Below are 12,687 nucleotides of genomic sequence, written 5' to 3' on the forward strand. Positions count from 1 at the left end.
CGCCACTTTTTGCAGCGTAACGGACTCAGGCGGCCTTATTGTCTCCCTACGAGACGTTTTGGAGCCGAAGTGTAAAGGATAAGGCCCATGGAGTCCGTCACTCGCCCAGTTGGCGCCTTTCTTCCCAAATTAAGAGCACCTCAGTCCGTTACGCTAAGCCAAACGCCCCTGAAGAACAATCCCCGCTTGGAAAAGATGTAATTTGAAGGGTAATTGCTTCTTCTCCACTATTTTAAATCTGATGAGGTACTAGGATGAAGCTGCAGTCATTATGCTGATATGTTCACCACCTCAGATCAAGCTCCGGTTCCAATATGAGGTGCGTCTTATCTGTCGTTGGAGCTAAGCAGCGCCTGGGACTGTAAATGTGTTAACTGAAAGTAGATCCCTGCACTCTGCGGAAGCAGGGTGAAGTTGCGGTCATTGTGCTGCGGTCCTCTGTCCTGCTCCTTGGCGGTCAGCAGGCTGTTGCCGCAGCAGCTCTAGTCCCGCCGCCGCGCTGTCCGCCGCTATACGTCTGTCTCCCTCTGCCAAGCTGCGTTCCCCCATCTCAAGCATTCCTTTTAAAGCAGCAAGCCTTCTGGCAGCATTAAAGTGATCTGTCTGTTGACTGCGGCGGACCCAGTATAGCGCTTCTCCAGGATCACTGCCCCGCAGAGAACTTGCCGCAAGCTCCCCGTGCAGGGCAACGTCCCCCGGAGAGAATAACAGGCTTCGCAGGAGCAGATCAACCCCCTGCTTCTGTGGAAGCAGCCGCGATAATGCAACCGCAGTCTGCGGCTCTCTCGGGTTCCAGCTCAGTGATTGCTGCAGCAGCGTAATTCTTACGGCAGGATCACTCTCCCTGACCGCCTGCTTGAATAGGGCGGCCCCCTTCATGGCCTGGAAGGAAAGACTGCTGCATAGAAGGGTCAGCCCGCAGAGAACGGTTATGCCTGCGTATCTCCATAATCGGCGAAGCCGGTTCTTTCGCTGGCCAGCCGGCTTGCTGCGCCGCCAACGGGAGTCATGCAGAACTGTAGGGACAGCCGTCCTAGCGGTCCGGCTGTTTGCTTCGGCAATTGCCCAAGCGGGCAGCAGGAGCAGCAGCAACCAGACCAGTCCATAGCTCCAGTCGAAATCGGCTGCGCTATGCAGAATAATCACCAGCAGAGGCGGAAGCAGCCTTGGTGATGCCTTGAATACCAGCCATCCTGCGGCCAGAAGCAGCAGGATGACCGCAGCCAGACCCGCCATCCCGAGGTTCAGCAGGATGTCGAGGTAACCGCTGTGCACCTGGCTGCCCACGTAGGGGCGGGACTGGGCGGCAAGGTACGTATGCCGCCAGGTCTCGCCCCCGCGCCCCAGCCAAGGCGCTTCTGCCGCGAGCTTCCAAGCGTCGCGGTAGAACAGCCCGCGCGCGTCGGCCGTCGGTGACGGCCCGGTGATCCGCGCGCGTACCAGCAGCAGGACGGCGCTGGCCGCCGCCGTCCAGCCCGCCGCCGCCAGCGCCAGCAGGGCGGCGCGGTGTCCTCCCGCCGCACGGCAGCTGCGGCGGTGCAGCCACAGGCCGGCTAGCCACGCGCCGGCCCAAAGCCCGGCCAGCAGCAGCAGGCCGGGCAGGGGCTCTGCCGCCAGCCCGGAGCGGGCCAGCTGGCGGTAGAGCAGCGCCGCCGCGGCAACGGGGGCGGCGCCGGTGATTAGAAGCGGCACGAACAGTTGCCGCTTCAGGAGAAGGGCTGCGGCACCGGCGGCAGCCGCAGCCAGCCATGCGCCGCGCGACTCGCTGAGCAGCAGCGCGGCGGCGTACGGGAAGAGCGGCAGCAGGCGCGCCGCTCTTAGCCAGTGCGAAGCGGACCAGGTTCCGGTCCGCTTCGCACTGATGGCTGCATCTCCTGTACCTACCTCACCCTCTCCGCTGACGCCCATACGCTCAGCATTATTGCCTGTACCCGCGCCTTCTGTACCTACCTCACACGCTCCACTGTCATCCATACGCACCGCATTATTGCCCACACCCACACCTTCTGCACCTGCCTCACCCGCTCCGCTGACACTCGCACGCACCGCACTGCTGCCTGCACCTCCCTTATCTACTCCGGCTACAGCCACGCCTCCAAACGCACCGTTCTTCTCCCCATCCGCTGCTTTCCCAGAATCTCCAGACCCGAAGCTATAAGCGGCTGCAAACAGCCGTTCCAGTAAATACATGGCCATCACCGCACCAAAGGCATTCGGATACTGAAGCAGCCCGGCCAGCCTGGCACCAGTGGCACTGACTCCCGGCGATTGGGTATACGCCACCGCATAAGGAATCGGCAGACCTCCGCAGACCGCCAAAAGGGCAGACAAACTGATAGCGATTCCAAGCAAATGCCACACTGCTGCAAGAAGAGTTACTCCCCAGCGGGTTCGCGCCGCCAGCAAAGCGAATGTAACAAAGCTAGTGTAGAAGCTTGAGCGCAGCATTTCATTCACTGTTCCTTGGACGGATACGGGTCTGCCTAGTGCCTGGATAGCGTATAAGAGACAGAGTAGCACACAAGCGCTGAGTAACCCCCAGACAGCCAGCCCCCTCCCTCCACCTATACTGCCAGCCAACTCCCGAATATGCTTTCTACGTTCAGGCTGCTCCTCTACTTGCGCCCCTCTACCAGCCGCCATATAGATAAGTACCAATCCCAGCAAGACTCCGCACAAGCCAAACCACACCGTCAGGAACAAATACATCTCCCCGGTGAAAAAGAACCCTCTCAGCACACACGCCGCCGTCCCCGCTGCTATTAACGCCAACCCGCAAACCAAAGTAACCAACCAATCACTTTGCCGTTCATTCCCGTTCACCCGCATCCTAAATCTCCTATTGCTCATGATGCTTAACAGTCTGCCCATATTTACCGGAAAACAGAAGTAGCAGTTAATCCACCCAAGTTAGCTCATATGCACAAATGAAGGGCACTTATGCTCCTCATTCCGCCGAAAGATGCTCACCTGCTCAAATGAAGAGCACTTGTGCTCCTCATTCCAACCAAACCAGCTCTCACGCTCAAATGAAGAGCACTTGTGCACCTCATCCCAACCAAACCAGCTCTCACGCTCAAATGAAGAGCACTTGTGCACCTCATCCCACCAAAAGTGGCCCTCCATCAATTCAGGAGCATTATTGTCTCTCAAAAGCTATCTATAGCCATCATCCTGCCTACTCACCTTCGCATCAGCAACAATTGTGTTCAGTTTTTCGCATACATTTGCTTCATCCGCCCAACTCATTAGGCTCGATCCCCTGATCACCCAATCCATCCAGCACCAAACCGCACACAAAAACAGCCGCCCCCATCAGGAAGCGGCCGGCCGGTCTGTCATACCCTAAACTATTCAACACATGAATTAAACTTCCGTACTGCCGGCGGGCAGCAGGTCGGAGCAGACGCGTTCCAGGTAAGGCTTGGCACCGAGGAAATCGCGGAATGCGGTGTATTCACGCCATTTGGCAGCCCGGTCACCGCTGTCGCTGCGGACGGCACGGATCAGGATGTTCTTCGGGGTGTGCTCCATATCGATGAATTCCAGCAGCTGGCTGCGGTATCCCATCAGGTCCAGCAGCTTCGCCCGGATCGCATCGGTGGCGAGCGCCGAGAACCGCTCCTTCAGGATGCCGTGTGACAGCAGCGGATTCAGCACCTCGCTCTCTACCTGCGCGAACAGCTCATGCTGGCAGCAGGGCACCGAGAGGATCACCGATGCGCCCCAGCGTACGGCCTTCTCCAGTGCAGCATCGGTGGCGGTATCACAAGCATGCAGCGTGACCACCATGTCCACCTGATCCAGCTCATTATAGTCGGCGATATCGCCCACCAGGAACTTCAGCCGGTCATAACCCAGCCTGGCAGCCAGTGCATCGCAGTGCGCAATGACATCCGCCTTAAGGTCAAGGCCGACAATATTCAGCTCCCGCTGCTCGCGGACCGCGAGATAATGGTACAGGGCGAAGGTCAAATAAGACTTGCCGCAGCCAAAATCCACAATCGTCAGCGGCCGGCCTGCCGGCAGATCGCCCAGCACATCCTGAACCATCTCCAGGAACCGGTTGATCTGGCGGAACTTATCATATTTCTTGGCCAGCACCTTGCCTTCGCTGTTCATAATACCAAGCTCGACCAGAAACGGCACCGGCTCCCCCTCATCCAGCACATACTGCTTCCGGCGGTTATGGGCCAGATCCGGCGCTTCCTGCTTGCTGGCTGATTTGGTCAGAATAGATACCTTGTATTTCTTGCTGATCAGCACCTGATAGTCGGCACCGGCAGTACACAGCAGACCTTGGCGGAAGGTGTCCCTCAGCAAAGAGAGCATCTCTTCAGCGGCATCCTCTGCGGGAATGTTGCGGTGTATGGCCTTAGGGCCGATGTAATAGGCAAACTGATAATGCAGCTTCCCTTTTAGCTCAACAGGCTTAACCTGTACTTTATTGTAGGCGGCATCGCCCTTGCTGCGCAGCTGGCTTAGTGTAGCCGTAATCAGAGTGCGGCCGGTTATCACTTGCTCGATCAATTCCTTCAACGCTTCCAAATGGGTACATCTCACTTTCGGGTTTATAAAATAGAGCACGTTGTCTCCTGAATATCGTTACATTATAGCATTAACCGTGAGCTTGCTCCATTCTTCCCTGCCCTGCTGCACTTCCTCCAGAGGAAGACTGCCCTGGGCTAACTGCTCCGGACTTAACAGCAGCAGCCGTTCATACAGCTCTCTGCCTTCCTCCGCTACATTCTCCCCCTGCTCCCAGAGCCGGTAGAGACTGTTCTCCGCCTTGGCGTAATGTCCCCGGGATTCGTGGTAAGCCATCAAGAGGCATTCGGTCTTGGCGGGAAGGCGGTACGGCTCCACTTCCTCCAGCAGCTCATTTATCTCTTCTGTCATGTTCAGCAGCTCACGGTCCGCGCCATGAAGATCGGCATAAATGAATAAATGCAGGGCACGCATCGCCCTGAACAGGGCCGCATCCCGATCTCCTTTGGCCGCGTAAATCCCGCCTTCCTCCTTCAGCAGCCGGGCTACTCCTTGCAGCTTGTCGGCCTCCAGCACGCCTCCGAGACGAAACATATCAATAATATCCTCTACGGACAACGAATTGAGCAGACGCGAATTCAGGCGAAAATGCCGCATCAGCAGCTCATCCACTTCCCACAGAGCTTCCGTTGTTTTTTTATCCTGCTTCAGGGTCATTACTTTGGCGACCATAGCTGTCATATCCTCAATCATCCGTACAATATAATCCCTCCGGAACATACCCGTGCTCCTTTCGTTACGCAGTTGCTTCTCTTCTGTATCCTATGCTTGCTGTTGGACTCATCGTGAACTACCATCCACCTAAGAGGTGGCGGCTTCTTGGTCAATGAAGCTACTGCTCCAAGTTTACCCAAGCTCAAAGGCTAGTCCCTAGCCCAATCATTGCCATATCACATGGCTAGTTTGAGTAGGTTTTGAGCAGCGTTTACATCGCGATCATGATGCACGTTACATTCTGGACAAGTCCACTCTCGCAAGGCGAGATTCTTCACCTCTGCGTTCTTATAACCGCAACAGGAGCAAAGCTGACTGCTTGCATAGTGCTTAGGGGCAATAATAAGTTCTCTGCCATACCATTGAGCCTTATATTCAAGCATCGAACGGAACATACTCCAAGATACCTCGCTAATCGCTTTTGCAAGTTTGTGATTCTGCATCATATTCTTTACACGTAAGTCTTCCATCACGATGACTTGGTTTTCGTTTATCATTTTGGCAGACGTTTTATGCAAGAAGTCTTTACGCTGATTCGCTATTTTTTCATGTAACTTGGCAGCTTTCAGCCTAGCCTTATGACGGTTATGGCTTCCCTTCTTCTTCCGCGATACATCCTTTTGCAGCTTCGCTAATCGCTTTTCAGACGTACGCAAGTATTTAGGATTGGATATGATTTCGCCATTTGAAGTCACAGCAAAGTCTTTCAGCCCAAGATCAACGCCAATCTTCGTATGCATTTTGGGCAACTGGACGATATCCGTTTCAACCAATACGGAAGCATAATACTTTCCCGTTGGTGTTTTTGAAATCGTGCATGATTTGATCAGTCCCACGAATGGGCGGTGCAGCTTGATTTTAATGCCCGTTTTTTGCTTTGGAATCTTAAGATATCCATCCTCTATAGCCACGGTTCCATTTTGGTTATTCGTTGTGAAGCGATGATTACTCGTCTTCTTGCTCTTGAATTTAGGAAATCCCGTTTTCTGGTCCCGAAAAAAATTCTGATAAGCCTTGTCTAAATTCAGTTGTGCATTCGCTAAGGCAAGGCTATCGACTTCTTTCAGCCAGTCGAATTCCTTTTTGTATTGTGCGGGTGTATTCCTCAGCATCGTTTCCGTTTGCTTGTAATGTTCAATTTTATCTGCAAGCATTCTGTTGTAGATGAAGCGAACGCATCCGAACACTTTAGCGAAGTAGTGTTGTTGCCCATGGCTAGGATAGATACGGTATTTGTAGGCTTTCAGCAATGGCGATCACCCTTTCACCCCTTGGGTTTCGATGTATTTTTGAATGACGTCTATTGGCGCTTCACCCGTGGTAAGCAAGCAATAGGAGCGTGACCAAAAGGCCTCTTTCCAAAGTGATGTTCGGAGGGTAGGAAACTCCTTCTTGATCAACCTAGATGATGCACTTTTATAAGCGTTGAGAAATTTAGAAATGTCGGTATTAGGATGAGCTTTCATTAGGATATGAACGTGATCCCTGTCATGATTCCATTCCTGCAAAGTCACATTGTAAGTAGGCTGAATGGATGCAAATATCTCTTTCAGACGTTCGGATATGGGATCTGTAATGACTTTCCTACGATACTTGATGACTAGAATAAGGTGGAAGTGAAGGGAGAACACTGAATGGTTATTCGAGTCTAATTTCATTAATTTCACTGACCTTTCCAAGATACGACTGAATACTTTAATTATAGCATCTTAGGCGGTTAGAAACCATGTAGATTAGACCGTTTCCATTCATCCCCCACTTAAAGAAGATGGGAGAATTCTGTCAACTGAGGGTTAAACCATTCGTCTCTCCGGCGCCACTGTGCGGAGTTAAGTCTTGACCACACTATAATGATGAACTATAATCCAGTTACCCAATCTGTATTACAGATTGAACTATTTAGCAGATTGGAATTGGATACAGACTGTATACATGTTAATACGGACCCTACATAGGAGGTTTATTGATGACCAAGCCAACCGGCAACACGCAAGACTCCATCACAGCAGCCGTTTCAGGTCAACCGGATCTGCAGTCAAGCAACCGGATTTTGAACGTTACGCCGGAACAGGATAAGCTGCTGGAGAGCGCCTTACGGATTAAGATTATGCACACGCTGTCGGCAGAGCCGCTTACATCCAAGCAGGTTGCGGAGAAGCTGAACAAGACTCCGGGTAATATTCACTACCATATCGTCAAGCTCTATGAGGGCGGTCTGCTGGAGCTTGTCCGTACAGAAGCCGCAGGAGGAATCATCCAGAAATTTTACCGTTCCAAAGGTACGGTGTTCCACTCGGAGGCGCTTCGCAGCCTTCACTTCCGCGAAGAAGACCAGACCCGGCATTTCAATACCAGACTTACTCTCTCTCCTCAGGAGCTTGCGGAATTCCACCAGGAGCTGCTGGAGCTGATTACCGCCTGGGAGTCCAAGGTAACGGAAGGTGACGAATACGGTGTGGAAGTGATGCTGGGCCGTCTGCAGTCTGCCGATGCTGCTGCGCAGCCGGAAGAGGAGGCACATTAATAGATGAGCACCGCTGGCCCTTCCGGACAACCGAAGCATCATCCGCTTGAGGGCTTCGCCGCCCCTTTCCGGCAATCCCGCGCCTTTCCTTACCTGTGGCTGGGACATTTAGTTTCTTTTTTGGGCAGCTCGGTAACCATGGTTATCCTGCCTGTCCTGGTCTATTCCCTGACCGGCTCCACCACCATTATGGGGATGGTCATGGCCGCCTACATGCTGCCTAATGTAATCATGCTGCCGGTATCCGGACATATTGTCGACCGCTACGACCGTGTACGGATTATGATGCTGGCCGATATTGCCCGGTTCATCGTTATGATTACGACTGCTGTGCTGTCCTTGACCGGAGTGCTGAGCATTCCGTTGCTCTATGGACTTGTTGCCTGCTACGGCCTGCTGGACGGCTTATTCCAGCCCGCCTACGCTGCCGTCCGCGCTACCGTATTCACTCCGGATATCCGCGTAGCAGCGAATTCTTTAACTCAGATCACAACCCAGTCCGTGCGGCTGATCGGTCCCGCGTTAGGGGGACTGCTGATTACCCACCTGTCCGCGGGCATCGGCTTCGGAATTGATGCCTTCACCTATCTTATCTCCCTCATCTGCCTGGTCTATCTGCGCAGAGTGATGATGACCCGGCTGCAGGCTGCCGCCACTGAGACTGACATCCCGGCTAAGCCTGCTGCCGGGACCTCTCCCGCTCCGCACTGGAGGCAGGATTTCGCCGAAGGAATACATGTTCTGCGCAGCCAGCCCTGGCTCTGGATTACAATTCTCGCCTTCTGCTTCGTCAATATATGTTATACGGGCGTAATCAGCGTCCTTCTTCCCTGGCTGTTCAAGGTCCATCACGGCTGGCCTCCTTATCTCTATGGCCTGGCCGTTACGTTCTCCGGTGTCGGGGCCATAGCGGCCGGCCTGCTGTACGGCCTGAGGCCGAAATGGAATCACCGCGGCATCCTGGCTTACGGCGGCGCACTGATCAGCGGGGCTGCTCTGCTGCTGCTCCCGTTCGCAGGCACTCCGGCAGCAGCTGTCACCTTATTTGCCGTAGAAGGCTTCGGACTAATGATCTTCGGGCTGATCTGGGAGATCAGCCTGCAGGAGCTTGTTCCGAAGGAAGCCTTCGGACGGGTAGCCAGTCTGGATATGTTCGGGTCCTTCGCCCTGCTGCCGGTCGGATATATCTTAGTCGGCTGGCTGGCCGACCAGATCGGAGGAGTACCGACCATTATTATTTTTTCCGGCCTGGGCCTCTCCTGTGTTGCCCTGGTGCTGTGCGTTCCGGCTATCCGTAAGTTTCAATAAAATCCAGCCAATAAATTCTTATATTTGCACAGCAAACAGAAGGCAGCACCCGCCAGAGAGCGGAATTGCTGCCTTCTGTCCCTATTGCCTGATGTAATTTACTTCTGCACAGGGGCCTGAACGAAATCCTTAATAATCTTCGCCAGCTGCTCCGGTGCTTCAAACATACCCATGTGGCCTACACCCGGCAACGTCACCTTGGTGATATTCCGGTTGTCTGAGGTGAACGTCCGCTCCGGCGTCACCTTCGAATCCTCAGCTCCGGCAACGAGAAGCACCGGCAGCGCCGTTGCCGAGATCACATCTCGGCGGTCCGGGCGCTCACGCATCGCCAAGGACGCGCCAACCGCGCCTTGCGGCGGAGTCTTGTAGCCGATCTCCTTGGCCCGTTCCAGCAGCCGGGGCTCCGCTCCAGGAGCAAACAGTCCAGGCACCAGCTGATCCACAAAAGCAAAAATGCCTTCGCTCTGGATCATGGTGACGCTCTTCAGCCGGTTCTCCTTAGCTTCTTCACTGTCAGGATACCCGGAGGAATGAATCAGCCCGAAGCCCTTCAACCGGGAAGCATGGCGCTGGGCAAACGACAGGGTAATATAGCCTCCGAGCGAATGTCCCAGCAGATAACATTCCTGAATCTCCAAGGCATTCAGCAGCGACAGCACATCATCAGCCATCTGCTCGATGGTATAGGCTCCAAGCGGAGCATCGGAAGCCCCGTGCCCGCGCAGATCCGGAGCGATGACCCGGTAATGGGCTGTAAGTCCGGGAATCACCTTTTCCCAGTATTCGGCACTCCCGCAGAATCCGTGCAGCAGCACGATTACATCCCCTTTGCCTTGATCACTATAGCAAATGTTGCTTCCCTCGCATCGAACATTTTCCATGGCTGCTTACCCTCTTTCTATGTAGTGGTCTATATTAATAAGCTAGAACAGCTGATTTGAAACGCTCTCAATCCGTAAGTCCGAATCCCAGGGCGGCTGCCCTGGCAATCTGGTCGGCCATAACCATTACCCGGTAGAGCGGGGTAGTCTGGATGGTCCGGTAAGGACGCGGACTGTTCACATCAACGATCGCCGCCAGACTGTAATTTCCTACAGCAGGCAAGAGTCCCCCTACAGATTCTGCCGGACGCAGCGGCTGCGCGGCCGCAAAGTAACAGCCCAGTGCGGCCGGCGGTCCCAGGCAGGCATCAACAGCGATAATAATCTGCCCTTCCGGAATCTCAGTTATCCGCTGAATCAGATTATCCGCATCACAGGGCGCCGGAAGCGTACCCGTTACATTCGGAAATCCGTACTCCAGCAGGCGGCTTCCTGTCAGCGGCCCCAGTGCATCTCCGGTGGAGCGGTCTGTTCCGATACAGAGGAAGGTCAGCTGCTCAGCGGAATACTCGTCTGCGATCCCGCGGAAGAAAGCCGCCAGTCCCCCGGCATCCATTTTACGCCGTTTTCTGCTCTCTTCTTCTCTGATGGCCAAAGACTCTCTCCCCCTTGCTAAGCAGCCAGTTATATTCACCTTTAATTTAACATGTTTGCGTGATCTGGACAAAAAAATGGTCATCCCCTGCCCAAACATGATAAGATATTTGAACTATACCAGTTCACATTCTATATTACTCAGGGAGGATGGTTATACTCAATGGATTTGTCAAACCCAAGCCAGGAGAACGTTGAATATATGATTGAAGGCATCAAAAGCAAGCTGAAAATGGCCAGTGCCGCTGCAATGCAGGCGTCCGCCTTTTCGGTGGAGCAGTATGAGGATATCCAGGATATTTATGAGGTTGCGATGGGCAGTGACCGGCTCAGTATCTCCCAGGTGGAGGCGCTCGTCTCAGAGCTTGGCCGCCTGCGCAAGAAATAGCACCAGCAGTTCGTATACAATATAAAGCCCTTCAGCTTCATTGTCCGTAAGACGGGACGTTGAAGCTGAAGGGCTTTTGTATACTCCAATAATAATCTTACTGTCATGCTCCGGCCTGCTACGGGAGATCAATCAGAATGAATTCTGCATCTCCTGAGCTGCTTATGCCTTTGAGCGTAAGCTCGCAGCTCTTGCGGATACGCGCCGCATCCCCCTGCTGGAGCTGGAATACACCGTCCGCGCATGAGATCTCCAGATTCCCGGAAATGACATACAGATGAGTTCGCCGCTCCTCCTGCTGGGGATAGCGCAGCTCCCGGTTCGTCTGCAGAACGGACAAGTAGATATTAACATCATTGTCCAGCTGCAGCGAACCCTGAGTCCCTTCCCCTGAAGCAATAGGCAGCAGGTGGTTGAGCTTAAGCTCGGCCGGATAGAACCGGGCATCCCATTTCGGGGTCTTACCGGGCCGGTCGGGCAACAGCCAGATCTGCAGGAACCGGACATCCACATGGTCTGACGGATTCGTCTCCGAATGGTTAATGCCTGTTCCTGCGCTCATCAGCTGCACACTGCCTGCCTGCAGATCTGCATGATTCCCCAGATCATCCTGATGCTTCAGCACACCGGATACCACATAAGTGATAATCTCCAGATCATGATGCGGGTGCTCATGCATGCCTTGCTCCGGCTTCAATTCATTGTCGTTATGTGCCAGCAGTGCGCCGAAATGGGCGTTGCTGGGATCATCATAATCGGCAAACGAGAAGCTGAATTCACTGTGTATCCATTCTCTATTCGAAGTATGACGCTCGGCTGCTGTAACTACTTTTATCATAATGTTGCACCTCCATAGATGTTGGAATCTTATCAATATCCTAAACAGGGGAATGAATGCTCTTCAATATGGGATGTATAGATGCGCTATGATTAACTATTTCTTACCCCCTTCCCTTCGAGATCAATCAATCTTGTAAAGCCGCATATTCATCCAATTAGGTATGAAAAAATACCTTTTCGGCTGGGATGCTCCCTTATGCTCCGGCAATCTTTGCCAAGCTATTCCGCTGTTTCAGCACATAGCCCAAAGTGTATATACGAAGTAAGAACATTCAGGCTCACCTGAATTTGAATAACAATTCTGATAAGGAGTGATTGATAATGAATAAAGCAGAGAAGGAATATCCGGTAGAAAGCGGCGGCACATTCTTAAAAGGGATCTTCATCGGCGGACTCTTGGGAGCGGCGGCGGCATTGCTGTTCGCACCAAAGCCTGGACGCGAGATGCGCAGTGACCTGTCCGATAAGCTCACAGTAGCTACGGATAAGACAAAAGAGGTTGCGGGAGCCGTAACTGACAAGACCAAGACGATTGCTACGACCGTAGGTGAAAAAGCTACAGACCTGGCAGGCACCGTATCGGCCAAGGCCTCCGATATCTTCACCACCGTCAGTGACAGCAAGCAACAAATTGCAGCTACTCTGGCGGAAACCGGCAAAAAGATTGGTGAAACGGTAAGCGATGCCTCCAAGGACATCACGGGCAGCGTTAAGGACGCCTCCCAGGACATAGCGGTTGAAGCCAAGGATACCTCCAAAGAGGTTGCCGACAAGGCGAAGGACGCTTCCAAGGAAATCGCAGGCGCAGCGAAGGATGCCAAGGACGAAGTTAAATCCTCTTATTAATCCCGGATGTTCAGGCTGATTATACATTGAAGGGAGCGGCC

The 12,687-nt window shown here is 53.5% G+C and carries 13 protein-coding genes; 4 read left to right on the top strand and 9 right to left on the bottom strand.

All coding sequences use genetic code 11. From position 1 onward, the window contains the following. Positions 1–420: 420 nt before the first annotated feature. From MKY12_RS27015 to tnpA, 6 genes are all read right to left on the bottom strand, one after another. Positions 421–2,850, bottom strand: a complete 2,430-nt coding sequence (locus tag MKY12_RS27015) for an O-antigen ligase family protein (protein WP_339311601.1) — start codon at positions 2,848–2,850, stop codon at positions 421–423. A 382-nt stretch (positions 2,851–3,232) separates the two neighbouring features. Then, entirely contained in the window at positions 3,233–3,361 is a 129-nt protein-coding gene (locus MKY12_RS27020; RefSeq protein WP_339311603.1) for a hypothetical protein, read from the bottom strand. Between the two features lie 5 nt (positions 3,362–3,366). Continuing rightward, positions 3,367–4,548, bottom strand: coding sequence for an SAM-dependent methyltransferase (locus MKY12_RS27025; RefSeq protein WP_339311604.1), 1,182 nt, complete (start codon positions 4,546–4,548; stop codon positions 3,367–3,369). Positions 4,549–4,605: 57 nt separating this feature from the next. Continuing rightward, complete coding sequence (locus MKY12_RS27030; RefSeq protein ID WP_339311605.1) at positions 4,606–5,268, bottom strand: DUF6483 family protein; 663 nt, start codon at positions 5,266–5,268, stop codon at positions 4,606–4,608. Between the two features lie 170 nt (positions 5,269–5,438). Further along, a complete protein-coding gene (gene tnpB, locus MKY12_RS27035; RefSeq protein ID WP_339311606.1) occupies positions 5,439–6,512 on the bottom strand; it encodes an IS200/IS605 family element RNA-guided endonuclease TnpB in 1,074 nt (357 codons plus the stop codon). 6 nt (positions 6,513–6,518) lie between these two features. Beyond that, positions 6,519–6,920 (bottom strand): IS200/IS605 family transposase, encoded by a 402-nt coding sequence (gene tnpA / locus MKY12_RS27040; protein ID WP_339314980.1) that lies wholly within the window; start codon positions 6,918–6,920, stop codon positions 6,519–6,521. A 308-nt stretch (positions 6,921–7,228) separates the two neighbouring features. Between tnpA and MKY12_RS27045 the strand changes: the two genes are divergently transcribed. Next, positions 7,229–7,786, top strand: coding sequence for a winged helix-turn-helix domain-containing protein (locus MKY12_RS27045; protein ID WP_051478400.1), 558 nt, complete (start codon positions 7,229–7,231; stop codon positions 7,784–7,786). A gap of 3 nt (positions 7,787–7,789) precedes the next feature. Further along, a complete protein-coding gene (locus MKY12_RS27050) occupies positions 7,790–9,094 on the top strand; it encodes an MFS transporter (protein ID WP_339311607.1) in 1,305 nt (434 codons plus the stop codon). A gap of 98 nt (positions 9,095–9,192) precedes the next feature. On the opposite strand, the gene MKY12_RS27055 is transcribed toward MKY12_RS27050, so the two are convergent. Both MKY12_RS27055 and yyaC read right to left on the bottom strand, forming a co-directional pair. Beyond that, positions 9,193–9,978, bottom strand: a complete 786-nt coding sequence (locus MKY12_RS27055) for an alpha/beta hydrolase (RefSeq protein ID WP_036730285.1) — start codon at positions 9,976–9,978, stop codon at positions 9,193–9,195. Between the two features lie 67 nt (positions 9,979–10,045). Beyond that, a complete protein-coding gene (gene yyaC / locus MKY12_RS27060; protein ID WP_036730287.1) occupies positions 10,046–10,573 on the bottom strand; it encodes a spore protease YyaC in 528 nt (175 codons plus the stop codon). Between the two features lie 162 nt (positions 10,574–10,735). On the opposite strand from yyaC, the gene MKY12_RS27065 reads away from it, so the two are divergent. Next, positions 10,736–10,960, top strand: coding sequence for a DUF1128 domain-containing protein (locus tag MKY12_RS27065; RefSeq protein ID WP_209876826.1), 225 nt, complete (start codon positions 10,736–10,738; stop codon positions 10,958–10,960). Between the two features lie 118 nt (positions 10,961–11,078). Here MKY12_RS27065 and MKY12_RS27070 read toward each other — a convergent pair whose 3' ends face one another. After that, positions 11,079–11,798: a pirin family protein gene (locus tag MKY12_RS27070; RefSeq protein WP_209876824.1), complete on the bottom strand. Its 720-nt coding sequence runs from the start codon at positions 11,796–11,798 to the stop codon at positions 11,079–11,081. A 323-nt stretch (positions 11,799–12,121) separates the two neighbouring features. Here MKY12_RS27070 and MKY12_RS27075 point away from each other — a divergent pair, with 323 nt between their 5' ends. Next, entirely contained in the window at positions 12,122–12,646 is a 525-nt protein-coding gene (locus MKY12_RS27075) for a YtxH domain-containing protein (RefSeq protein WP_339311608.1), read from the top strand. Positions 12,647–12,687: the final 41 nt, after the last annotated feature.

Origin of the sequence: Paenibacillus sp. FSL M7-0896 (assembly GCF_037975415.1) — a bacterium.
In the GTDB taxonomy this organism is placed as follows: domain Bacteria; phylum Bacillota; class Bacilli; order Paenibacillales; family Paenibacillaceae; genus Paenibacillus_AQ; species Paenibacillus_AQ silagei.

Excerpts from the sequence above, each read along its gene's own strand:
- MKY12_RS27075 (WP_339311608.1), top strand. The coding sequence starts at position 12,122 with ATGAATAAAGCAGAGAAGGAATATCCGGTAGAAAGCGGCGGCACATTC.
- MKY12_RS27070 (WP_209876824.1), bottom strand. The coding sequence starts at position 11,798 with ATGATAAAAGTAGTTACAGCAGCCGAGCGTCATACTTCGAATAGAGAA.
- MKY12_RS27015 (WP_339311601.1), bottom strand. The coding sequence starts at position 2,850 with ATGAGCAATAGGAGATTTAGGATGCGGGTGAACGGGAATGAACGGCAA.
- tnpA (WP_339314980.1), bottom strand. The coding sequence starts at position 6,920 with ATGAAATTAGACTCGAATAACCATTCAGTGTTCTCCCTTCACTTCCAC.
- MKY12_RS27050 (WP_339311607.1), top strand. The coding sequence starts at position 7,790 with ATGAGCACCGCTGGCCCTTCCGGACAACCGAAGCATCATCCGCTTGAG.
- MKY12_RS27045 (WP_051478400.1), top strand. The coding sequence starts at position 7,229 with ATGACCAAGCCAACCGGCAACACGCAAGACTCCATCACAGCAGCCGTT.
- MKY12_RS27055 (WP_036730285.1), bottom strand. The coding sequence starts at position 9,978 with ATGGAAAATGTTCGATGCGAGGGAAGCAACATTTGCTATAGTGATCAA.
- MKY12_RS27065 (WP_209876826.1), top strand. The coding sequence starts at position 10,736 with ATGGATTTGTCAAACCCAAGCCAGGAGAACGTTGAATATATGATTGAA.
- MKY12_RS27030 (WP_339311605.1), bottom strand. The coding sequence starts at position 5,268 with ATGTTCCGGAGGGATTATATTGTACGGATGATTGAGGATATGACAGCT.